This window comes from Nocardioides sp. WG-D5, assembly GCF_054031175.1.
The window spans coordinates 4,254,573-4,277,186 of sequence record NZ_CM132928.1 but is presented as its reverse complement, the minus strand read 5'-3'; the positions used below and the strand labels follow the sequence as shown (position 1 = coordinate 4,277,186).

20 protein-coding genes are annotated in these 22,614 nt (G+C 70.7%); 6 read left to right on the top strand and 14 right to left on the bottom strand.

Annotated elements, in window-relative coordinates; all coding sequences use genetic code 11:
- Positions 1-10: 10 nt before the first annotated feature.
- Complete coding sequence (gene mca / locus ACWZJV_RS20620; RefSeq protein ID WP_008359236.1) at positions 11-997, bottom strand: mycothiol conjugate amidase Mca; 987 nt, start codon at positions 995-997, stop codon at positions 11-13.
- Between the two features lie 125 nt (positions 998-1,122).
- Between mca and ACWZJV_RS20615 the strand changes: the two genes are divergently transcribed.
- Positions 1,123-1,515, top strand: coding sequence for a DUF4307 domain-containing protein (locus tag ACWZJV_RS20615; RefSeq protein WP_040755310.1), 393 nt, complete (start codon positions 1,123-1,125; stop codon positions 1,513-1,515).
- Between the two features lie 21 nt (positions 1,516-1,536).
- On the opposite strand, the gene greA is transcribed toward ACWZJV_RS20615, so the two are convergent.
- The 5 genes from greA to ACWZJV_RS20590 form a co-directional block, all read right to left on the bottom strand.
- Positions 1,537-2,046: a transcription elongation factor GreA gene (greA, locus tag ACWZJV_RS20610; RefSeq protein WP_008359238.1), complete on the bottom strand. Its 510-nt coding sequence runs from the start codon at positions 2,044-2,046 to the stop codon at positions 1,537-1,539.
- 215 nt (positions 2,047-2,261) lie between these two features.
- Positions 2,262-3,473 carry a threonine ammonia-lyase gene (gene ilvA / locus ACWZJV_RS20605; protein WP_457181965.1) on the bottom strand — a complete coding sequence of 404 codons (1,212 nt, stop codon included), beginning with the start codon at positions 3,471-3,473 and terminating at the stop codon, positions 2,262-2,264.
- Position 3,474: 1 nt separating this feature from the next.
- Positions 3,475-4,977 (bottom strand): AI-2E family transporter, encoded by a 1,503-nt coding sequence (locus ACWZJV_RS20600; RefSeq protein ID WP_457178286.1) that lies wholly within the window; start codon positions 4,975-4,977, stop codon positions 3,475-3,477.
- A gap of 10 nt (positions 4,978-4,987) precedes the next feature.
- Positions 4,988-6,355 (bottom strand): glutamate mutase L, encoded by a 1,368-nt coding sequence (locus ACWZJV_RS20595; RefSeq protein WP_457178284.1) that lies wholly within the window; start codon positions 6,353-6,355, stop codon positions 4,988-4,990.
- Positions 6,342-7,511: a cystathionine gamma-synthase gene (locus ACWZJV_RS20590; protein ID WP_008359243.1), complete on the bottom strand. Its 1,170-nt coding sequence runs from the start codon at positions 7,509-7,511 to the stop codon at positions 6,342-6,344. Before ACWZJV_RS20590 ends, ACWZJV_RS20595 begins: the two co-directional genes overlap by 14 nt.
- 103 nt (positions 7,512-7,614) lie before the next feature.
- Between ACWZJV_RS20590 and msrA the strand changes: the two genes are divergently transcribed.
- Positions 7,615-8,268: a peptide-methionine (S)-S-oxide reductase MsrA gene (gene msrA, locus ACWZJV_RS20585; RefSeq protein WP_457178282.1), complete on the top strand. Its 654-nt coding sequence runs from the start codon at positions 7,615-7,617 to the stop codon at positions 8,266-8,268.
- A gap of 2 nt (positions 8,269-8,270) precedes the next feature.
- On the opposite strand, the gene ACWZJV_RS20580 is transcribed toward msrA, so the two are convergent.
- Both ACWZJV_RS20580 and ACWZJV_RS20575 read right to left on the bottom strand, forming a co-directional pair.
- Positions 8,271-8,762: an N-acetyltransferase family protein gene (locus ACWZJV_RS20580; RefSeq protein WP_457178280.1), complete on the bottom strand. Its 492-nt coding sequence runs from the start codon at positions 8,760-8,762 to the stop codon at positions 8,271-8,273.
- On the bottom strand, positions 8,762-9,301 hold the full coding sequence (locus ACWZJV_RS20575) for a DinB family protein (RefSeq protein WP_457178278.1): 540 nt from the start codon (positions 9,299-9,301) through the stop codon (positions 8,762-8,764). The genes ACWZJV_RS20580 and ACWZJV_RS20575 overlap by 1 nt, the downstream gene beginning before the upstream one ends.
- A gap of 77 nt (positions 9,302-9,378) precedes the next feature.
- On the opposite strand from ACWZJV_RS20575, the gene ACWZJV_RS20570 reads away from it, so the two are divergent.
- Both ACWZJV_RS20570 and ACWZJV_RS20565 read left to right on the top strand, forming a co-directional pair.
- Complete coding sequence (locus tag ACWZJV_RS20570) at positions 9,379-10,485, top strand: NAD(P)H-dependent amine dehydrogenase family protein (RefSeq protein WP_457178276.1); 1,107 nt, start codon at positions 9,379-9,381, stop codon at positions 10,483-10,485.
- A 199-nt stretch (positions 10,486-10,684) separates the two neighbouring features.
- Positions 10,685-11,488, top strand: coding sequence for an SDR family oxidoreductase (locus ACWZJV_RS20565; RefSeq protein WP_457178274.1), 804 nt, complete (start codon positions 10,685-10,687; stop codon positions 11,486-11,488).
- 11 nt (positions 11,489-11,499) lie between these two features.
- On the opposite strand, the gene ACWZJV_RS20560 is transcribed toward ACWZJV_RS20565, so the two are convergent.
- Genes ACWZJV_RS20560 through ACWZJV_RS20535 form a run of 6 tightly spaced genes read right to left on the bottom strand, consistent with a single transcriptional unit; the run spans position 11,500 to position 20,282 of the window.
- Positions 11,500-12,483 carry a GNAT family N-acetyltransferase gene (locus tag ACWZJV_RS20560; protein WP_457178272.1) on the bottom strand — a complete coding sequence of 328 codons (984 nt, stop codon included), beginning with the start codon at positions 12,481-12,483 and terminating at the stop codon, positions 11,500-11,502.
- A gap of 43 nt (positions 12,484-12,526) precedes the next feature.
- Positions 12,527-13,153, bottom strand: coding sequence for a YigZ family protein (locus ACWZJV_RS20555; RefSeq protein WP_457178270.1), 627 nt, complete (start codon positions 13,151-13,153; stop codon positions 12,527-12,529).
- Positions 13,153-13,932 carry a TSUP family transporter gene (locus tag ACWZJV_RS20550; RefSeq protein WP_457178268.1) on the bottom strand — a complete coding sequence of 260 codons (780 nt, stop codon included), beginning with the start codon at positions 13,930-13,932 and terminating at the stop codon, positions 13,153-13,155. The genes ACWZJV_RS20555 and ACWZJV_RS20550 overlap by 1 nt, the downstream gene beginning before the upstream one ends.
- Before the next feature lie 60 nt (positions 13,933-13,992).
- On the bottom strand, positions 13,993-16,008 hold the full coding sequence (locus ACWZJV_RS20545) for a vWA domain-containing protein (RefSeq protein WP_196875250.1): 2,016 nt from the start codon (positions 16,006-16,008) through the stop codon (positions 13,993-13,995).
- An 18-nt stretch (positions 16,009-16,026) separates the two neighbouring features.
- Positions 16,027-17,430 (bottom strand): AAA family ATPase, encoded by a 1,404-nt coding sequence (locus ACWZJV_RS20540; protein WP_196875251.1) that lies wholly within the window; start codon positions 17,428-17,430, stop codon positions 16,027-16,029.
- Positions 17,427-20,282, bottom strand: coding sequence for an AfsR/SARP family transcriptional regulator (locus ACWZJV_RS20535; protein WP_457178265.1), 2,856 nt, complete (start codon positions 20,280-20,282; stop codon positions 17,427-17,429). The genes ACWZJV_RS20540 and ACWZJV_RS20535 overlap by 4 nt, the downstream gene beginning before the upstream one ends.
- Positions 20,283-20,395: 113 nt before the next feature.
- Here ACWZJV_RS20535 and ACWZJV_RS20530 point away from each other — a divergent pair, with 113 nt between their 5' ends.
- Together ACWZJV_RS20530 and ACWZJV_RS20525 are read left to right on the top strand one after the other, a co-directional pair.
- Positions 20,396-20,821 carry a YchJ family protein gene (locus ACWZJV_RS20530; RefSeq protein ID WP_196875255.1) on the top strand — a complete coding sequence of 142 codons (426 nt, stop codon included), beginning with the start codon at positions 20,396-20,398 and terminating at the stop codon, positions 20,819-20,821.
- 96 nt (positions 20,822-20,917) lie between these two features.
- The gene (locus ACWZJV_RS20525; protein ID WP_457178263.1) at positions 20,918-22,609 is read left to right on the top strand and encodes a sensor histidine kinase; all 1,692 of its coding nucleotides are present in this window, start codon (positions 20,918-20,920) and stop codon (positions 22,607-22,609) included.
- Positions 22,610-22,614: the final 5 nt, after the last annotated feature.

The window sequence follows — 22,614 nt, the reverse complement described above, 5'->3', positions numbered from 1 at the left end:
CTCAGCCCGCTCAGGCGGTGATCACCTTGCCGAAGCTGATCTCGCGGCCGACCGCGGCCTTGCCCTCGTCGTCGGCGGTGGAGCGGTCGAGGCCGGCGAACAGGTCGGTCTCCTGGCGCTTCTCGGCCTCGGGCACCGGCACGTAGGAGGTCACCAGCTCGTAGTCCTCGGTCGGCCAGGCCTCCTTCTCGATCTCCCGGGGCACCGCGAACCAGGGGCCGTCGGGGTCGATCTGGGTGGCGTGCGCGAGCAGCGCCTGGTCACGTACGCCGAAGAAGTCGGCGCACTCCACCTTCGTGGTGACCCGCTCGTCCCAGCCCGGGTCGGGCTTCCAGTCCTCGAGGCGCTCCTCGTAGGGCGAGCTGAGCCCGTGGCTCTTCATCGCCTCGTGCAGGGCGACCATGCGCGGGTAGTTGAAGGTGTGGCTGTAGTAGAGCTTCAGCGGCTGCCACGGCTCGCCCGCGTCCGGGAACAGGTCGGGGTCGCCCGCCGCCCGGAACGCCTCCACCGAGACCCGGTGGCACATGATGTGGTCGGGGTGCGGGTAGCCCCCGTTCTCGTCGTACGTCGTGACCACGTGCGGCCGGAACGAGCGGATGATCTCGACGAGCCGGCGCGTGCTCACCTCGAGCGGCATCCGGCCGAAGCAGCCCTCGGGGAGCAGCGACCAGTCCTTGGCCGCCACATCCTTGACCTCCATGAACTCCTCGACCCAGCCCGAGTCGACGAAGCCCAGCCAGTCCTGCTTGATGCCGAGGATGTCGCGGGCGCGATGCATCTCCTCGCGGCGGATCTCGTGGATGTTCTCCAGGATCCCCGGGCGCTCCATCTTCGGGTTGAGGATGTCGCCCCGCTCGCCACCCGTACACGTCGCGACATGGACGTCGACACCCTCGGCGACGTACTTCGCCGTGATCCCGGCGCCCTTGCTCGACTCGTCGTCGGGGTGCGCGTGCACGTGCATCAGGCGGAAGGCCTGCTGGAGCTGCTCTGGCATGGGTTCAATCCTAACCACGCCCCGTCTCACGTTTCGGTTACCCGCTCCCACTCCGCGGACAACTTTCGTGGTAGGCCGCGGGGACGGATGTGCGGTCTGCTCCGGCAGGATGGGACCATGGCCTGGTGAGCACGCCGTCAGCCGAAGATTCCCGCATCGCGACCCGCTACGGTCGCGGCCCGCGCCGTCGTCCCGGCGTACTCATGATCGCGCTGATCCTCGCCCTGGTCGCCGTCGTCGGCTGGTTCGGCTGGGCGCTGTGGCTCGCGCTGCACCCCGAGGTCTCCTCCGGGCTGGAGAAGTGGGAGGCGGTCAGCGAGAACGAGGTCGAGGTGACCTTCGTCGTACGCCTCCACGACAAGGACGCGAAGCCGGTCTGCACCGTCGAGGCGGAGGACGACCAGGAGGAGAAGGTCGGCCACCTCGAGTTCACCGCCGCCGAGGGGCGTCAGACGATCACCGTCCCGACCGAGCGCCGCGCGCTGCGGGTCGAGTGGGGTGACTGCACGGTCGAGTGACCGCGCAGTCACCGATGTGGATCAGCCGGTGTAGACCTCGGTCTTGAGGATCTCGACCTTGAGCGGCCCGCGAGGACCCTCGTAGGTCACCGTGTCACCGACGCGGGCGCCGATGAGGGCAGCACCGATCGGCGAGGCGGCGGAGGAGATCTCGACGCCGCCGGCGTAGTCCTTCATCTCGATCGAGGCGATCAGACGGGTCTCGGCCTCGTCGTCGTCATCGCCCTCGAACTTGAACGTGACCAGCTTGCCGACCGAGACGACGTCGTCGTCCTCGGGGACCGTCGTGTCCGCCTTGCGGAGCAACGCCTCGAGCTGCTGGATCTGACCCTCGAGCTTGCCCTGCTCCTCACGAGCGGCGTGGTAGCCGCCGTTCTCCTTGAGGTCACCTTCGTCGCGGGCGGAGCTGATCTCGGCGAGGATCTCCTGGCGCCGGGGGCCCTTCAGGTATTCCAACTCCGCGGTGAGCTTGTCGAATGCACCCTTGCTGAGCCAGATCGTGGCAGCCGTGGTCTCGGTCGACTGAGTCATAGCGAGTTACTCCTGATGGGTAGTGAATAGGTAAGGGGCGCCGGTCAACCCCCATCAACCGGCGCCTTTTCTCCCTGCTGTGCGGGCGTAGTTCACCCAGCGGAACGTTCTGCGGGAGATTGTCAGAACGTTCAGTTTAACAAGGCAACCACACCCGGAGACAGTTCGCGACCGAAACGTTGCTCAATCTGGCCTCGAGACCGCTCCCCGGAACGTCAGGGACTGACAGCGGGATAGCCCTTGCTGCGCAGCTGTTCGAGGACGCGCTCGGCGTGGTTCTGGCCGCGGGTCTCCAGCTGGAGCTGCACGCCGACCTCGGCCAGCCTCAGCCCGGGGTTGGTGCGCGAGTGCACGACCTCCATGACGTTGGCGCCGGTGTCGCCGATCACCGAGAGCAAGGTGGCCAGCGCGCCGGGCTGGTCGGGGATCGTGACCGCGACCGGCAGATAGCGCCCGGCCAGCGTCATGCCGTGCTGGATCACCTTGCCGAGCAGGAGCGGGTCGATGTTGCCCCCGGAGAGCACCACCACGACCGGCCCCTCGAAGGCCTCGGGCGCGTCCATCAGGGCGGCGACTCCCACGGCTCCCGCGGGCTCGACGACCAGCTTGGCCCGCTCGACGAGCGCGAGCAGCGCGCTCGAGATCGACTCCTCCGAGACGGTGCGGATCTCGTCGACGTAGGACTGGATCATCGGGAAGTTGGTCTCCCCCGGCAGCCCGACGGCGATGCCGTCGGCCATCGTCGGCATCTTGTCGAGCCGGATCGGACGGCCCTCGCGCAGCGAGACCGGGTAGGCGGCGGCGGTCTCCGCCTGCACGCCGATCACCTTCACGTCAGGGTGCTTCGCCTTGATCGCGAGCGCCGCACCGGCCAGGAGGCCGCCACCGCCGAGCGGGATGACCACCGTCTTCACGTCGGGGGCCTGCTCGAGGATCTCGAGCCCGATCGTGCCCTGGCCCGCGACCACGTCGGGATGGTCGAAGGGGTGGATCATCACGGCGCCGGTGCGCGCGGCGAAGGCCATCGCGGCATCGAGGCACTGGTCGACGTACTGGCCCTCGAAGATCACGTCCGCGCCGTAGGCGCGGGTGGCCTTCTCCTTCGGGATCGGCGCTCCCTCGGGCATGAACACGGTCGACGGGATGCCGAGGGTGGTCGCCGCCAGCGCGACCCCCTGGGCGTGGTTGCCCGCACTCGCGGCCACCACCCCGTTCTTGCGCTGGTCCTCGGGCAGCCGGGCGATGCGTACGAAGGCTCCGCGGGCCTTGAAGGAGCCCGTACGCTGCAGGTTCTCGCACTTGAGGACGACCTTGTCGCCGACGATGTCGGTGAGCCAGCGGGACCCCTGGACCGGGGTCTCGGTGATGTGGTCGCGCAGCAGCTCGCGGGCCTCGAGGATGTCGTCGTACGTCGGCTGAGCGTGCATCTCAGGCACCGCCTGCTCCTGGGCTCGGTGGGGGTGGGGACGTCGGGCCGGTGGCCGGGGGCGGTGGCGACGTCGGCGGAGCGGGCGTGGCCGATGCCGTGGTCGAGGTCGTGGCCGATGCCGTGGTCGATGTCGTGGCCGATGCCGTGGCCGGGACCGCGGTCAGGTGGTTGGCCACCGCGTTGAGAGCGGCCACGAGCGGCACCGCCACGAGCGCACCGGCCACACCACCGAGCACGATGCCGGTGGCGACCGCGAGGATGACGCCGAGCGGGTGGACCCGGACCCAGCGGCCGAGCAGGAACGGCTGCAGGCCGTGGGCCTCGAGCTGCTGGACGAGGATCACGCCACCGAGCATCAGCAGCGCCGTCACCGGTCCCTGGGACACCAGCGCGACGAGCACGGCGACCGCGCCCGCGACGGTGGCGCCGATCAGCGGCACGAAGGAGCTCAGGAAGACGAGCACGCCGATCGCCACCACGAACGGGATCTGCAGCGCCGCGGCGATGATCATGATGCCGACCGCATCGACCGCGGCGACGATCACCGTGGCGCGGGTGAACTGCGTCAGCGAGACCCACGCGACCCGGCCCGAGCTGTCCATCCGGCTGCGGGCGGCCCGCGGCGCGAGCCGCACCAGCCAGCCCCAGATCCGCTCGCCCTCGGCGCAGAAGAAGTAGGTGGAGAAGAGCACGATGAACAGCCCGGCGAAGACGTCGAGGGCGACCCCGCCGACCTCGCTGACCCGGGAGAACGGGTTGGACGCGTACGCCGCCGCCCAGTCCTCCACGGTGGTCTGCACCGTGTTGAGCCAGGTGTCGATCTGGGTCTCGCTCGCGTGGAACGGGCCGTTGATCAGCCAGTCACGGATCTCGTCGAGCGCCTTGACGGTCTGCCCGGCCAGGTCGGTGAAGCCGTTGGCGACCTGGGTGCCGGCGAAGCTGAGCATGGCGATGACCGCCGCGAGCACCCCGATCACCACGAAGAGCGCCGAGATGCTCCGCTTGAGGCCGACCCGGGCCAGGCCGTCGACCACCGGGGAGACGAGCGCGGCGATCAGGAGGGCGATCACCACCGGGACCACGACGATGCTGAGGAAGCCGAGAGCGCGGACGATCAGATAGCCGGCCGCGACGATGACCAGGAACCGCCAGCCCCACTGGGCCGCCATCTCGACACCGTAGGGGACGTTGGTCCGGCTCGCGGAGGTCGGAGCCGTCACCGGCTCGGGAGCGGCCAGCTGCTCCTGGCGCCCCTCGCGCAGACGCTCGAACTGGTTGACGAGGCGCAGCGCGAAGTTCTCGGCCGACTCGCGAGCCTCGGCGGCGGCCTCCTTGGCCACCTCTGCGGACTCCCGCGCGTCGGCCTCCTCCTGCGCTTGGCGCTGGGCCAGGCGATGGGCCTCACGCGCCTCGCGGTTGCGTCTGAACGCACCCGTCATCCGCTCGAAACTTTCCTTCGCGGTCGACTTCTCGCCGCCGGGTGCATCCCCCTGATCCGTCACCTGACAGAGGCTACCGGGAGGGTGTGAGGTGGGTCGCAAGGTGGCGTGCCGTGGCCGGGTGCGACCGCGCGAGCAGGCCCACCGCGGCGAGCACGTAGTCGCTGTCGACCGTCCGCAGCGGCGCCTCCGGAAGCTGCCACCCACCGCGCGCCGACCAGCGCATGACGCGGTCCTCGATGTGCGGACGACCGTGCCTGAGTACGCCGCCGGAGCCGATCACCACGCCGACCCGGCGCAGGTCGGTGCCGGTGCGCTCGATGACCTTGCCGCTCGGGGACAGCACGACCCGGGACCGTCCGGCGTGCCGCTGCAGCGCGGTGCAGATCGCGATCCTCGCCAGAAGCTCGTCGATGTCCTTGTCCTGCTCCGTGCGCGGCAGCCAACCGGGGTGGTTGCGCCGGTAGTCGACCTCGCCGGAGAGATCGGACTCGGCCAGGGACGGGTCGCCGTGGTCGGCGGCATCGAGGGTGGTCGGGGCCGACCAGCGCATCCCCAGATCGCCCTCGACCGTCCGGGTCACCGGAGTGACCGCGACGACCTCCTCGCGGACGTGCTCGGCCTCGGGATCGGGGCGGACCACGCTGTGCACGTCGGTCGTGGCGCCGCCGACGTCGACGACGACCACGTCCTCGCCGAGCACCTCGGCCAGCGTCTCCACGCCCTGGAGGACCACATCGGGGGTCGCGCCCTGGACGATCCGCCGGAAGTCGGCCCGGCTGCTGAGGTTCTTGCCGCCGATCACGTGCTCGAGGAACATCTCCCGGACCGCCGCGCGGGCGCTCTCGGGCGCCAGCACGCCGATCTTGGGAACCACGTTCTCGCAGGTCACATGGGGTACGTCGGCCAGGATCTCGTCGATCTCGGGGTTGGCATCGCGGTTGCCCGCGACAACGACCGGCCCGCGCCAGCCGGCCGCGGCCAGCTCGCGCGCGGCGGAGACGATGGCGTCCCGGTTGCCGCCGTCGGTACCGCCGGTCAGCAGCACCAGATCAGGGGTCGTGGAGCTGAGCGTGGCCCCCAGGTCACCCTCGGCCTCACGGCCAGCGGTCGCGATCACCGCGACGACCTTGCCGCCGCTGGACAGCGCCACCCGCCGACCGGCCTCGGCGGTCACCAGCTCCTCGTTGCCGACCACGGCGATCCGCAGCCCGCCGCCCGCCGAGGAGCAGGCCAGGATCTCGGCCGTCGTCGCCCGCGGGTCGGTCTCGGCGAGGGTCGCCAGACAGGCGTCGTACGCCTCCATCACCTCGTGCAGCGACGTCGGCGCGCTCGCGGACCCGAGGACCTCGCCCGAGACGAGGTCGACGTGGAGAGCCTTGGTCCAGGTGGAGCCGAAGTCGACGCAGACGGCGGTCTGTGAGGCGTCAGCTCTGGTCAAGGGCCTGCTCGAGATCGGCGACCAGGTCCTCGGCGTACTCGATCCCGACGGAGAGCCGGACCAGGTCGGCCGGCACCTCGAGGTCGGTGCCGGCGACGCTGGCATGGGTCATCTTGCCCGGGTGCTCGATCAGGCTCTCGACGCCGCCGAGCGACTCGCCCAGCGTGAAGATCTTGGTGCGCTCGCAGACCGCGAGCGCCTGGGCCTCGCCGCCGGTCACCCGGAAGGAGACCATGCCGCCGAAGCGCTTCATCTGCTTCTGGGCGACGGTGTGGCCGGGGTGGGTCTCCAGACCGGGGTAGATGACCTCGCCGACCTTCGGGTGCGAGGTCAGGAAGTCGGCGACGCGCTCGGCGTTGTCGCAGTGGCGGTCCATGCGTACGGCCAGGGTCTTGAGGCCGCGCAGGGTCAACCAGGCGCCGAACGGGTCGGCGATCGCGCCGGCGGCGTTCTGGAGGTAGCCGATCTTGTCGGCGAGCTCGAGGTCGCGGACGACCACGGCGCCGCCGACGACGTCGGAGTGGCCACCGACGTACTTGGTCGTGGAGTGCACCACCACGTCGGCGCCCAGCGTGAGCGGCTGCTGCAGGTAGGGGCTGGCGAAGGTGTTGTCGACCACCAGGCGGGCGCCGGCCTCGTGGGCGACGGTGGCCAGGGCCGAGATGTCGGCGATGTTGAGCAGCGGGTTGGTCGGCGTCTCGACCCAGACCACCTTGGTCTTGCCGGGCTGGATCGCGGCTGCGACGGCGTCGACGTCGGCGACCTGGGCCGGCGTGTGGGCGATGCCCCACTGGCTCTCGACCTTGTCGATGAGGCGGTGGGTGCCGCCGTAGGCGTCGTCGGGGATGACCATGTGGTCACCGGGGCGCATCAGGCTGCGGATCAGGGTGTCCTCGGCCGCCAGACCGGAGGCGAAGGCGAACCCCTTCTCGCCGTCCTCGACCGCGGCCAGCGCGCCCTCGAGCGCGGTGCGGGTCGGGTTGGCGGAGCGGCTGTACTCATAGCCGTTGCGCAGGCCGCCGACGCCGTCCTGCTTGTAGGTCGTGGTGGCGTAGATCGGCGGGATCACCGCACCCGTCGTCGGGTCGGGCTCGTAGCCCGCGTGGATCGCCTTGGTCTCGAAACCGGCCTTGCCGAGGTGCTGCTGCTCGCTCACGGTCCGAGCCTACGTCCGATCTCGCCGCACAGCCCATCCGGGAACGTTCGCGCGTCGAACTGTGTTGGAGACTGGTAGACAACCCGACCAATGGAGGTTCCGCATGTTCGGCCGACCGACTCAGCTCTTCCCCGAGGACCGCACGCTCGCCGGGCGCGACCAGGCGCTCTTCGAGCTGCCTGCGAAGCACCGGGTCCTCGGCACTCCCCTGCTCGCCTCCCCCGAGGACGGGACCGCCCCCGAGGGGGCCGAGGTGGCGTACTTCGGTCTCGGCTGTTTCTGGGGCGCCGAGGAGATCTTCTGGCAGACGCCGGGGGTCTACTCGACCGCTGTCGGGTATCAGGGCGGCACGACCGCCAACCCGACCTACGAGGAGGTCTGCAGCGGTCAGACCAACCACACCGAGGCGGTCCGGGTCGTCTTCGACCCCACCGTGGTCTCCTACGCCGACCTGGTGAAGAAGTTCTTCGAGGTGCACGACCCGACGCAGGGCATGCGGCAGGGCAACGACGTCGGTACGCAGTACCGCTCGGCGCTCTACTACGTCTCCGACGCCCAGCGGGAGACCGCTGAGGAGCTGACCAAGGTCTACGGCGACGAGATCGCGAAGCGCGGCTACGGCGAGATCACCACCGAGATCCGCGAGGTGCCGACCTTCTACGCCGCCGAGCCCGCCCACCAGCAGTACCTCGACCGCGTGCCCAACGGCTACCGCTGCCACGCGAACACGGGCATCCCCTTCCCCGCGACGGTCTGAGGTCAGGTCAGCGGCAGATACATCACGTGGAGGCCGACCCGGCCGTGCGACCTCGAGTCGAACGCGTCCGGGACGGTCCCGATGATCTGGAACCCGAGCGACTTCCACAGACGTACGGCGGTGGTGTTGGTCTCCACGACCGCGTTGAACTGGATGCCGTGGAAGCCGTTGTCCTTGTGCCAGCGCACGCAGTAGTCGCCTAGCGCCCTGCCGACGCCCTTGCCGCGGGCTGCCGAGGAGACCATGAACGAGGCGGTGCCGATGTGGCTGCCGCGGCCCGGGCGGTTCGGCCCCATCTTGGCGCTACCCAGGATCTGCTCGTTCTGGGCATCGCCCTCGACCGCGACGACGACGTGGTCGTACATCCACATCTCTCGGGCCTCCTCGGAGGTGGCACCGAGCGGATAGGCGTAGGTCTCCCCCGCCTCCACGATCTCGGACCAGAACGGGTAGATGTGCGGCCAGTCCTCGGCCGTCGCCTCGCGGATCTGCATCAGATGTCCGTCCTTCCGTCGATGGCCTCGCGCATCAGGTCGGCGTGGCCGCAGTGGCGGGCGTACTCCTCGATCATGTGGACCAGGATCCAGCGCAGGCTGATCTCCTGGCCGTCGCGGCTCCTTCCGGCCGCGATGTGGTCGAGAGAGCCGGCGGCGTCGGTGAGCTCGTTGGAGCGAGCGATCGCCTCGCGAAGCAGTGTGCGCAGCTGGTCGGGGTCGTCTTCGGAGGCGCTGGTGAAGTCCCAGTCCTGGTCGTCGTCCCAGGGAGCCGTGTCGAACGGCGGGACGGGGACGTTGCCGGCCAGGCGTACGCCGAACCAGATGTCCTCGACGTACGCCATGTGCTTGAGGAGTCCCGCCAGGGTCATGGTCGTGGGCGGGAAGGGCCGGTTGACCTGCTCGTGGTCGAGGCCCGCGACCTGCCTGAGCAGGGTCGCCCGATGGAAGTCGAGGAACGTACGCAGGGTCGTGGACTCGTCCGCGACGTAGGGGGCGCCGGTCGGATGGCGGGTGTCCTCGAAGAGTGCCTCGGTCATGGGCGTCAACGTAACGGCGGAGAGTTTCCTCGGCGAATCACTTTCGCGAAACTGTAACGCGTTCTAGATTTGGCGGCATGTCCTTCGCCGCTGGAAGTCCCGAGAAGCCGCTCAGAGTCGTCGTCTGGTCCACCGGGACGGTGGGACGCCATGCGATCGCGGGGGTCGATGCGCATCCGGACCTGGAGCTGGTCGGGGTCTGGACCTCGACGCCGGCGAAGGCCGGGGTCGACGCCGGGGAGCTGGCGGGGCTGGGGCGGACTCTCGGGGTGGCCGCGACCACCTCTCGTGACGAGCTGATCGCGCTCGCGCCGGACTGCGTCGTCCACGCCGCGATGACCGACGACCGGGTCTTCGAGGCGATCTCCGATCTCACCGAGCTCATCCGGGACGGGGTCAACGTCGTCTCCTCCGGACCCGTGATCCTGGTACACCCGCAGGGCACGCTGCCGGACGAGATGATCGCCGGGATCGACGACGCCGGGCGGGAGGGTGGCGCGTCGCTGCACGTCAACGGCATCGACCCCGGCTTCGCCAACGACGTCCTGCCTCTGGTGCTGACTTCGCTCTCGCAGCGGATCGACCATCTCCGGGTCAGCGAGATCGCCGACTACTCGACCTACTACCAGCCCGTCGTCATGAAGGATCTCTTCGGCTTCGGGGGCTCGCTGGAGGACAAGCCGTTCCTGTGGGAGCCGGGCGTGCTGAGCACCGCCTGGGGTCCCGTCGTCCGGGTGCTCGCCGCCGGTCTCGGGGTGACCCTCGACGAGCCGCTCGTCGAGCACGTCGAGCGCCGTCCGGCCCTCAAGGACACCAAGACCGTGTCGGTCGACATCGCCGAGGGCACCCAGGGCTCCGTACGTTTCACCGTCACCGGCACCGTCGACGGCATCCCCCGCATCACCCTCGAGCACGTCACCCGCACCGACGCCGGCTCCGACCCCGACTGGCCCGTCCCCGCGACCGGCGACGGCTGCTACCGCATCGAGATCACCGGCGAGCCGACGATGACCGTCGAGTTCAGCCACCACGGCGAGCACGGCGACCACAACGTCTCCGGGATGATCGTCACCGCCCAGCGCCTGGTCAACGCCATCCCCGCCGTCGTCGCCGCCTCCCCCGGCCTGGTCTCCCCTCTCGACCTCCCGCTGATCACCGGCCGCGGCCTCGTCTCAGCCGAGTAGGTGGTTGTGGACGCCGAAACCGCACCTTTGGTGGCCGAGACTGCAGAAATGGCGGGCGAGCCTGCAGTTCTGGCGATCGCCGGAACGACCGACTCGGCCGCCACACCTGCAGTCTCGCCCGCCACTTCTACCGATTCGCCCACCACAACTACAGATTCGGCCGCCGCTTCTACAGATTCGGCGCGACTGAGGAGACAGCATGAGCATTCTTGAACGATTCGAGTTGACCGACCACGTGGCGGTCGTGACGGGGGCGGGGCGCGGGATCGGGGCGGCGACGGCGGTGGCGCTGGCGGAGGCCGGGGCGGATGTGGTGATCGCGTCGCGGACCGAGCGGCAGCTCCAGGCGGTTGCCGAGAGGATCGAGGCGGCGGGGCGGCGGGCACTGGTGGTGCCGGCGGACCTGGCCGACACGGCTGTGACCGCGGGGCTGGCGGAGCGGGCGTACGAGGAGTTCGGGCGTCTCGACATCGTGGTCAACAACGTGGGTGGGACGATCCCGAACACGTTCCTCGACACCGACGAGGGCTATCTCGAGGAGGCCTTCCACTTCAACGTGACCACGGCGCACGCGCTGACCCGGGCGGCGGTGCCGTACATGGTGAAGAGCCCGGACGGGCAGCAGTCGGTGGTGTCGATCAGCTCGATGATGGGACGTACGGCAGGCAGGGGTTATCTCGCCTACGGCACGGCGAAGGCGGCGTTGGCGCACTGGACGAGGCTGGCCGCGACCGACCTGGCGCCGAGGATCCGGGTGAACGGGATCTTCGTGGGCTCGGTGCTGACCAGCGCCCTCGAGTTCGTGGCCGGCGACGAGACCATGCGTGGCGAGATCGAGGCGAAGACCCCGCTCGGACGGATCGGGGAGGCCGAGGACATCGCCGCGGCGGTGGTGTACCTGACCTCGCGGGCCGGACAGTTCGTCACCGGCAAGCTGCTCGAGGTCGACGGCGGCACCGAGGCGCCGACGCTGGACCTCAAGCTTCCTGACGTCGGCGCCTGATCGTCAGACGGTCAGACCGTGACGTCCTTGTGCCAGGACTCGGTGACGTAGTCGGTCACCCACCCCATCGACTTGTAGAGCCCGTCGGCCCCGGTGGGGCTGTCGGCGTCCACCTCGAGCGAGACCCGGTCGCGGCCGCGTTCGATCGCGTCGCCGATGACGGCGTGGAGCAGCCCCTTGGCGACCCCGCGGCCGCGGGCGTTGCGGTTGACACCGATGTACTCGACGTACGTCCCCTCGACCCCGGCCGCGTTGGCGGGCAGCACCGAGGCGACCAGCGAGCCGGCGGGCAGCGTGTCGTCGACGTAGGCGAGCCACCAGTGGTCCCAGCGGTGGCCGGGGTCCTCGCGGAGGCGCTGTACGAACTCCGGGAAGCTCTCCCGGTAGGAGTTGAAGTGGTCCTGGAAGGACTCCTCCAGGGTCTGGTGGACCGTCTGCAGGTCGGCTGCGACGGGCATCCCGTTCTCGTGGGTCTCGACCGGTCGGATGGTCACGCCCTCGCGGAGCGGGGGCACGGTCTCGTCGGGCAGCACCGGGCGGCTCATGTGCAACCAGGTGCGCTTGTTGGTGAACTCCGCCGCCGCCAGCCACTCGCGCTGCACGGTGTCGTCGGCGAACGGGCTGGCGTCGAGGTGGGACTCGGTGATGCCGCGCAGCTCGGCCATCGCCCGGGCCTGCTCCTCGAGCCAGGCGTAGAGCCCGGCGGCGACCTCGGCCGCCTGGGCGATGGTGCGGTCGACGTAGAGGTAGACGAGGGTGCGTCCGGCGGCGCGGTCGTGGGCGATCGCCCAGGCGCGGACGTCGCCGTCGGGGTCGACCGCGACCAGCTGCTGGCGGGTCCAGGATGCGGGCCCGGCGATCTCGCCGGTGATGGCGTCAGCGTCGACCTTTCCGGACCCCTCGAACGGCCTCTTGTCGGCCGCTCGAAGCCTCAGCAGAGCGGGTAGATCGTCGAGGTCAGGGACCTTCGTCGTCCATCCGGTAGGGAGTTCCACGGGCGTCTCGCTATGGTCGCTCACGCGTCCATTGTCCCAAACGTCAGCGGACGTCGACCCACTGGTCCGCGCCCGGGACCAGCGACGACGCACCCGCGGTGAGCTCCGCGACGAGTGCTGCGAGGTGTTTCTCCTCGGCCGGCGGGGCCCCGATCCGCAGGGTCACGGCAGCGCCGTAGGTGGTCTCGAGGACGGCGACACCGGAGGATCGGAGGTCGGTCTCGAGGCGGCCGGCGGCGTCGTACGGGGCCTCGATCGAATACTCCCGAACGAGCTCTCGCCGGAGCGTCCCGACCTCGCCCAGCGCGGTCCGGACGGCGTCGGAGTAGGCCCGGACGAGACCGCCCGCGCCGAGCAGCGTCCCGCCGAACCAGCGGGTCACCACCGCGACCGTGTCCGAGACCCCGGCCCCGCGCAGCACCTCGAGCATCGGTGCCCCGGCCGTGCCGGCCGGCTCACCGTCGTCGTTGGAGCGCTCGACCGGCTGCGGCGGCGGACCGATCCTGAAGGCGGAGCAGGTGTGCCGGGCGTCCCAGTGCTGCTTGCGGAGCCGCTCGACCACCGCCCGCGCGTCGGCCTCGTCCTCGACCCGGGCGAGCGTGCACAGGAACCGCGACCGCTTCTCCTCGATCTCGGCTGCGCCGTCGCGGGCGATGGTCAGGTAGTGCATCACCAGACTCCGAGCACGCTGCCGCCGATGCGGATGATGAACCCGGCGACCACGACGATGAAGAAGACGCGTACGAACCCGGCGCCCTTCGCCACCGCCGTCCGGGCCCCGAGGTAGCCGCCGATCAGGTTGCACACGCCCATCACCAGCCCGGTCTTCCACAGCACCGCACCCTGCGGGACGAAGACGACCAGGGCGGCGAGGTTGGTGGCGACGTTGGCCATCTTGGCCTTGGCGCTGGCCTCCAGGAAGGAGTAGCCGAGCAGGCCGACGAGCCCGATCACCAGGAAGCTCCCCGTCCCGGGCCCCAGCGCGCCGTCGTAGAAACCGACCGCGAAGCCAACGACCATTGCCCCGATCACGTGCCGGTGGTCGTCGAACTTCAGCTCCGTCGCCTCCCCGAGCGACGGCTTGAAGAGCACCCACGCCCCCACCAGGATCAGCGCGACCAGCACGATGGGCTCGAAGACCTTCTCAGGAAGGTACGACGCCGCCCCCGCCCCCAGAGCGGACCCGACGAACGCGAGGACCATGAGCGGGACGAAGGTCTTCGGGTCCGGCCCCACCCGCCGGTAGTAGGTCGCCGCGCTGATCGAGGTGCCGAAGACCGAGGCCAGCTTGTTGGTCGCCAGGATCTGCACCGGCGCGGCGCCCGGCAGGAACAGCAGCAGCGCGGGGAGCTGGATCAGCCCACCTCCGCCGACCACGGCGTCCACGTATCCGGCGGCCAGGGCCGCGAGAGCGAGAAGGGCAAGTACGTTCAGCGTCTCCTCGGGCACGAGCGCAGGCTACGCGGCCGGATGTTCACCGAGTTAACTCGGTGAACATCCCAGCACGGCTCAGCCGGCCCACCAGCCACGACCGCCGAACGCATCGGGGTAGCCGCCGTAGGTGTTCGACGTACGCCGCGCCGTCCTGTCCCCCAGATACGACCCGACCACGGCGGCACCGAGGTCGTCGAGCTCGGGCGCGACGACGCGGCCCTCGACGCGGCGGGCCATGGAGTCGATGAACCGGGCCAGGCCGGGATCCTCGCCGAGGCGGAAGAAGGTCGTCTGGGCACCGAGGCGCCGGGAGTTCTCCAGCTCCTCGACGGACCTCGCGATCGTCACCGGGTGCGGCGGGTAGGAGAACCAGACGTCGCCGCCGGGCTCCAGGTGGGCGGTGGGCTCGCCGTCGGTCACGATCAGGAGCACCGGCTGGGCGCCGGGGTGCTTGCGGAAGTGCCGGTTGGCCAGCAGCAGCGCGTGGTGCAGGTTGGTGCCCTTGTCCCAGATCGCGTCGAGCGCGGTGAGCTTCTCGATCTCCATCGTCTGCGCGTAGCGGCCGAACGAGATCAGCTGCAGGTCGTCGTTGCGGAAGCGGCTCCTGATCAGGGTGTGCAGCGCGAGCGCGGTGCGCTTCATCGGCACCCACCGGCCGTCCATCGCCATCGAGAAGCTGGTGTCGACCAGGAGGGCGACCGCTGCCTGCGTACGCGCCTCCGTCTCCTGCACCTCGATGTCGTCGACGGTCAGCCGGACCCCGGGGCCGCGGCGGCCCTCGCCGACCTCGCGGATGACGGCGTTCGTGATCGTGCGAGGTACGTCCCAGGGTTCCGTGTCGCCGAAGGCCCAGGGCCGCGAGGAGCCGGAGAGGTCGCCCGCCGCACCGGCGCGCTGCAGGTCGCGTTCGCCCTGCCGCCCGGAGAGCCGCTGCGCGACGTCGCGGAGCAGGGCCTTGCCGAGCTGGCGCATCGCCTTCGGGGTCAGCCGGAGGTCGCCGTCGGAGCCGCGCTCGAGCTGACCGGAGTCGCGCAGCGCCTGCTCGAGCTCCTGCAGGGTGCGCGCGTCGACCGCGGCCTGGTCGCCGAGCTGCCGGGAGAGCGCGTCGAGGTCGATGTCGTCGAGCCGCGAGCCGGCGTAGGACTGCTGGAGCTGCTCGGAGAGCTGGTCGAGCTCGGCGATGTCCTGCAGCACGCCGGTGCCGTCGCCGAGACCGAGGCCCTCGCCGCCACCGAACTCCTCCGAGCCGTACCAGTCCTCGCCCGGCCGCGCCGCCTGGAGGTTGGCGTCGAGCTGGGCCATCTGCTCCATCAGCGCGGGCGACCCGAACGCCTGCGCCGAGAGCTCCATCAGCTCGCGTCGCTGCTCGGCCGACATCGAGTTGAGCATCCGCTGGGCGGCCGCCGAGCGCTGCGCGAGGGTGTCGAGCAGTTCGTCGATGTTCTGCGGGTTCTCGGGGAAGTACTGGCCGTGCTTGGCCATGAACTCGTCGAAGTCGGCGTCGGTGTCCTCGCCGCGGTTGTGCTTGTCGAGCAGCTGGTTGAGGTCTCGCAGCATCTCCGCGATCGCCTCGCGGTCCTCGTCGGTGGCCCCTTCGAGCGCCTGCTTCATCCCGGCGAACCGCTGGTCGAGGATCTCGCGGCCGAGCAGGTCCTTGATCTCCTCGTAGGCCTCGCGGGCCTCGCGTGAGGTCCAGTCGTAGGAGGAGAGCTCGCTGACCGCGGCGGCGGTGTTCGGCGAGAGGCTGTCGATCTGCATCTCCCGGAACGCACGGTCGCCGTCGTCCATCGTGACGTCGCGGGCGAGCTGCTTGCGCTCCTCCAGGACGGCCTTGTCCAACAGCTCGCGCACCTGCTCGAGCGTGCCGTCGAGGTTGTGACGCTGAAGCAGCTCACGGCGCCTCTCCGCGACCTGCCGGGCGAGGTCGTCGAGGCCGCGCTGGTCCTGTCCCCCACGCCGCAGGAACTCCCGCATCGCGCGCTCGGGCGAGTAGCCGGACATCACGTCCTCGCCGATGGCGTCCAGCGCCTCGGCGATGTCGACCGGCGGGGCGAGCGGGTCGCCCCCGGCGTACTTCTTGTAGCGGCTCATGGCCTACCGCCTGCCGGATCAGCCATAGATCGTCTCCCCGTCAGCCGTGTCCTTGCCGATCTTCCTCGCCAGGAACAGGCCCTCCAGGGCGAGCTCGATGGCACTGGCCAGCTGGCCGTCGTTCTTGGGGCCGCCGGTGGCCTCGTAGACGCGGTCGCCGATCTGGTCGTAGAGGTCGGACTCGCCCAGGACCGGGAGGCCCTCGAGGAAGGCGCGGGCGGAGACCTTGGTGCCGGTGGTGACCATCCTGCCGTCCTCGATGGCGTCGATGAGCAGCGCGAAGTCGAGGCCGCGGAAGGACTTGCGGACGGTCTCGGCGATGGCCGTACGCAGCAGGTGGGTGAGGATGTCGGCCTCGCGGCCCTCCTCGCCCGACTCGAACTCGATCTTGCCGGAGAGCACCTCGACGGCCGTCTCCAGGTCGACGATGCGGGCGACCGCGTCGGCCTCCCCCTGCACGGTGGCCCGGTGGAGCGCAGCCGCGGCGACGGTCTCCGCGCCCGCGATCGAGAAGCGCGCCGAGACCCCGGAGCGCTGGTCGACCGCGGAGGAGGCACGCAGGTGGCGGGTGAAGACGGCGAGGATCTCGAGGAGGTGGTCCGGCACGTCGGCGACCAGGGAGGCCTCCTGCCGGATGACCGCCATCTCCGCGGCGAGCTCGCGCGGGTAGTGGGTGCGGATCTCGGCGCCGAAGCGGTCCTTGAGCGGGGTGATGATGCGGCCGCGGTTGGTGTAGTCCTCCGGGTTGGCGGAGGCGACCACCAGGAGATCCAGCGGCAGCCGCAGCACGTAGCCGCGGATCTGGATGTCGCGCTCCTCCATCACGTTGAGCATCGCCACCTGGATCCGCTCGGCCAGGTCGGGCAGCTCGTTGATCGCGACGATGCCACGGTGGGAGCGCGGGATCAGCCCGAAGTGGATCGTCTCCGGGTCGCCCAGCGAGCGTCCTTCGGCGACCTTCATCGGGTCGACGTCGCCGATCAGGTCGGCGACCGAGGTGTCAGGCGTGGCCAGCTTCTCCGCGTAGCGCTCGGAGCGGTGCTTCCACGCGACCGGAAGCGCGTCACCCTGCTCGGCAGCCGCGCGCTGGGAACCGACCGAGACCGGCTCGTAGGGGTGCTCCCCGAGCTCCGAGCCCGCGATGACCGGGGTCCACTCGTCGAGCAACCCCACCAACGTACGCAGCAGCCTGGTCTTGCCCTGGCCGCGCTCGCCCAGCAGGACGACGTCGTGGCCGGCGATCAGGGCACGTTCGAGCTGGGGGATGACGGTGTCCTCCAGCCCGTGCAGCCCGGGCCAGGGGTCCTCGCCGGCTGCCAGCTTGGCCAGCAGGTTGTCGCGGATCTCCTCGCGGAGCGACTTGAACACGTGGCCGCTCGCGCGGAGCTGGCCGAGGGTGCTGATCGTGGGTGCGGCAGTCACGGACGCAACGCTACGCCGCCGCCCAACCCCTGGGCGGCCGTCGCGTCGACGTCCCGATCCTCGGATGGGGCGGGTCCGACGCCGGCGAGCAGCTCCTCGACCCGCTCCCTGGTCAGTGCGGTGCGGTCGAGCTCACCCACCTCGTCCAGGATCGCGACGACCTCGTGGAGCGTCGCGCGGGCCTGGGCGACGCGGTCGGTCTCGCGCTCGATCAGGGCGCGGCGTACGAGGGCGTTGGCCTCGGCCCACCGGTTGCGCTCCTCGACGTGGTGGGCGAGCTCGGGGCGCAGGTGGCTCTCGGCCTCGGCGTAGCGGCCCAATCCGATCAGGGCGTCGATCAGGGTCATCCGTGGCGAGGCGGAGGAGTCGACGTCGACCGGCCCGTGGCCGATCTCCTCCTCGACCAGCCGCACGGCGTCCTCGTAGCGCTCCATCCGGACGTAGACCTCGGCCAGCCCGATCAGGCTGCCGCGGGCACGGTCGTCCATCCCGGCCGCGTCCGCGACGGCGTAGGCCTCCTCGAGGACGGCGACGGCCTCGTCGAGGGAGCCGATCATGCTGAGCGCCTGGCCGCAGTTGGACAGCGCCATCTCCAGGCCGGCCGCGGTCCCGGCCTCGCGGAACACCGCGGCGGCGGCTCTGAACTCCGAGATCGCCCGGGTCAGGTCACCCGCCCGCGCCCGGCTGATCCCCGCCTGGTTGCGGATGTAGGCCGCGTCGACGTGCTCGCCGGCGCGGAGAGCGGCGTCGAGGCCGAGCTCCTGGAGCGGCAGGGTCTCGGCGGGTGGGTGCCGCATCGAGAGTGTGAACATCTTGTTGACCAGCTGGTAGGCGGGTCCGAGCAGGCCCGCGCGCACGGCGAGACGTACGGCGCTGCCCATGGTCAGCCACTCCCGGTCGCCCCAGGCGCGGGCCTGCTGGGTGGTGGCGAAGCTCAGCGGTGTCACCCCGGCGACGACGGGGTCGAGGCTCATCAGCCGGAAGGACCGGCCGCCGGCCTCGGAGGCCGCTACCAGGGAGTGGGTGTACCAGCTCACCAGCCGCAGCAGCGCTTCCCCGGACTCCTCCTCGGAGCCCATCTCCAGCGCGTAGTCGCGGATCAGGTCGTGGAGCACGAAGCGTCCCGGCCGCTGCTCCCGGACCAGGTTGGCATCGACCAGCTTGTCGACCAGACGCCGGGCGGCGGCGATGTCGACGCCGAAGAGGGCGGCCATCGCGGGCATCCCGATCTCGTGGCCCGGACGGAGGCCGAGGAGCCGGAAGGATCGTCGCGACTCCTCGTCGAGGGAGTCGTAGGACCAGGAGAAGACCGCGCGCAGGTCGGAGATCGGGTCGAGCGGCGCCTCCAGCGCGGCCAGCCGGCTGGTCTCGCCGTCGAGCTCGGCGAGCAGGTCGGTCAGCGAGAGGTCCGGGTAGCGGCTGCAGCGCTCGGCGGCGACGGCGAGAGCCAGGGGCAGGTGTCCGCACCTGTCCGCCAGGGCGCGTACGTCCGCCTCGTCGGCCGCCCGGTCGGCGAGCCGCTGCTTCAGGAAGGCCGCCGACTCCTCCGGGGCGAGGGTGTCCAGCGCGAGCCGGCGTGCGCCCTCCCGGGTGGCCAGGCCACGCAGCTGGCTGCGGCTGGTCACCAGCACCAGGGAGTCACCGCCCGGCAGCAGCGGCCGCACCTGGGCGGAGTCACGGGCGTTGTCGAGCACGAGGAGCATGCGCCGCTGCGCGAGGGTCGTACGCAGCAGCGCCGATGCCGCGTCCACCTCGCCCGGAACCGAGGCGACGTCGACGCCGAGCCCGATCAGCAGGGTCGTGAGCGCCTGCGCGTGCGAGAGCGGCTCACCCGGACCGAAGCCGCGCAGGTCGATGAAGAGCTGGCCGTCGGGGAAGTGCTCGGCCCGGGTCCGCGCCCAGTGCACCGCCAGCGCGGTCTTGCCCACCGCACCGATGCCGTGCACGGCGACCACGCTCGGCCAGCCGGCGTCGTGGGAGATGGACACCGCGTCGAGCAGCCGGAGCTCGGCCGTACGCCCGGAGAAGCTGGAGATGTCGGCGGGGAGCTGCCGCGGGACCAGGTCCTCCTCGGAGACCCGCTGGGCGGGCACCGTCGCCCGGCCCGCGGGCGCCTCGACCTCCGGAGCAACCGGCGAGGAACCCGCCAGCAGCCGGGTGAACGTCGAGCGCAGCTCCGCGCCGGGGTCGGCACCGAGCTCGTCGGCCAGCCGCCCGCGGACCTCCTCGTAGGCCTCCAGCGCCTCGGCCGTACGCCCCGCGGCCTCCAGCGCGTCCAGGAGCACGACCCACAGCGACTCCCGCAGCGGATGGTCGCCGATCACCCGGCGCACGTCGGCGACCGCCTTCGTGGCCCGGCCGGCGGCGACGTCGAGCTCGGCACGGCGCTCCAGCGCGGCGAGGTAGCGGTCGACCAGCCACGGACGGGTGCGCTCGGCCAGCGACTCCCCCGCGGCGTCGTCGAACGGATCGGCGCGCCACAGTGCGATGGCCTCCTCGAGCCGTTCGTAGGCCTGCGGCCCCTCGGCCGCGTCGAGCAGGTCGATGAAGGCGAGCACGTCCACCGACGAGCGGGGCAGGTCGAGGATGTAGCCACCGGCGGCGCGGCGTACGACCTCCTTACCGAGCACGCGACGCAGCCGCCCGATGTAGGTGTGCAGGCTGCCGCGCGGGTTGTCGGGGAGGTCCTCGCCCCAGATCCGGTCGGCGAGCAGGTCGGCGGAGACCGGGGTGCCGGCCTCCAGGGCCAGCAGGGCCAGCAGCGTGCGGGGACGTCGTCCCGGGACCTCCACGGGCTCGCCTGCACGCGTGACGATCAGAGGGCCCAGCAGACAGATGGTCACATCCGTCACCACAGCACCCCCGCCGTCCCGAGCCGCCTGCGCCTGAGAGCCACCCTCACACAATAGTCGTGTCGCTGCGGGCCCACGAAGGGATTCCAGCCATTCCGGTACACAATGGAGACATGTCCCCCTTCGGCCGCACCTCCGCCGGATCGACCCTCCAGCAGGAGTGCCCGTGCGGCAGCGGGCGGCGTTACGCGCTGTGCTGCCACCGGCTGCACCGTGGCGGAGCCCTGGCCGAGACGCCCGAGGAGCTGATGCGCAGCCGCTACGCGGCGTACGCCCTCGGGGACTGGGACTACATCTTCCGCACCTGGCACCCGGGCACCCGCCCCGACGATCTCGGCGTGGCCGCGCCCGACCCGCGGCTGACGTGGACGGGCCTGGAGATCGAGGGATCCGGGCTCGACGACGACACCCACGGCTGGGTGGCGTTCCGGGCCTCGTACGAGACGCCGTCGGGAACCGGCGTGCTCGCCGAGCACAGCCGGTTCGAGGTGCGTGCCGGACGGTGGCACTACGTCGACGGCGAGATCGCCGACGAATGACCAAACGCACGCATTCGCGTGAGTTTGAGGCAGACAGTGGAGAAACTGTTGCCGATATGTGGACGCGAACGGGTGCGGCACGACAGACTCTGACAAGTGACCACCGACGCGACCGAGGACCTGACCGGTCTCGAGCCATCGGCGCGCTCGCTCTTGGACGCGGTCATCGCGATGTCGAGCGAGCTCGACCTGAGTGCCATGCTCGAGCGGATCACGCGCTCGGCCTGCGAGCTGACCGGAGCCGGCTACGGCGCTCTCGGCGTGCTCGACCTCGACGGCAACCTGCAGGACCTGATCACCTACGGTCACCAGCAGGAGCCGACGCTGCAGGTCGTGGGCAAGAGCCGCGGCCGCCGTGCGCGGCTCGATTCCGACGCCGATGCCTCCGACAGCGCCTACGACGGCGCCGATGACGGTGCGGATGACGGTGCAGATGACGACGAGCCGGCATCGACGACCCGGCCCCGTGGGATCACCGCTCCCGATCCTCTGCTGCTGGTCGCGTCGCGCGGTTCCGAGGGCGGCAGCCACGCGCTGCGTACGGGCGATCCCGGCAAGCGGAAGTTCATCGAGGTACCGCTGCGGATCAAGGACCACGACTTCGGCCACCTGCTGCTGTCCGAGAAGGTCGGCGGCGCCGACTTCACCAGCCACGACGAGCAGCTCGTCGTGGCCCTGGCCCGCGCTGCGGGCGCCCAGATCGACAAGGTACGCGAGCTCGAGCTCAGCGAGCAGCGCCGCAAGTGGCTCGAGGCGAGCGCGGAGCTCAGCCGCGTCCTGAGCCCGCCGCTGGATCACATGGTCGCGCTCGAGCGGATGTGCGAGACCGCCCTACCGCTGATGCGGGTGATCGGCGTCGGCGCCGGCACCCGCATCGAGCACGGTCTCGTCTCCGGGGTCGCGGCCGTCCCCGGTCAGGAGGAACGCGTCCGCGCGGTGACCGAGAAGGTCCCGCTCCTGATCGACCGCCGCATCATCGAGCCGCTGGACCTCGAGGTCGACGGGCTCTACGTCGTGGTGGCGCCGGTGCGCTCCTCGCTCGCCGGCCGCGGCGCGCTGCTGGCCATCTACGACAAGGCCCGCGCCGCCCACGACGAGCACGAGCGCGAGCTCTTGTTCGGCTTCGCCGGCCAGGCCGCTCTCGCCCTGGACCGCCTCCGTGCCGTCGAGGACCGGGCCGACCTCGCGGTCATCACCGACCGCGACCGGATCGCCCGCGACCTGCACGACGTGGTCATCCAGCGTCTCTTCGCGATCGGGCTCCATCTCGAGACCCTGGGCCGCAACCCGGAGCGGATCGAGAACCTGCCCAAGCGGCTCTCGGAGCAGGTCGACGCGCTGGACCAGACCATCAAGGACGTACGCGGCTCCATCTTCGACCTCAGCAACCACGACACCTCCTCGCTGCGGGCACAGGTGCGTGAGGTCGTCCGGGAGTACGCCGGCTTCATGGACTTCACCCCGGAGATCAAGATCACCGGGCCGGTCGACACCGCGGTGCCAGAGACGGTCCGCAACCACCTGCTCCCGGTCCTGCGCGAGGCCGTCTCCAACCTCGCCCGGCATGCCCAGGCGCACAGTGCCCAGATCGAGCTCACTCTCCAGGACGACGAGATCAAGCTGGTCGTACGCGACGACGGCAGCGGCGTCCCCGAGGAGGCCGAGGAGAGCGGGCTCAAGAACGCCCGCTGCCGCGCGACCCAGCTCGGCGGTCAGCTCGAGATCGGCCCACGCTCCCCCAGCGGCACCGAGCTCGTCTGGCAGGTGCCGATCACCGCTGGGGTCTGACTCAG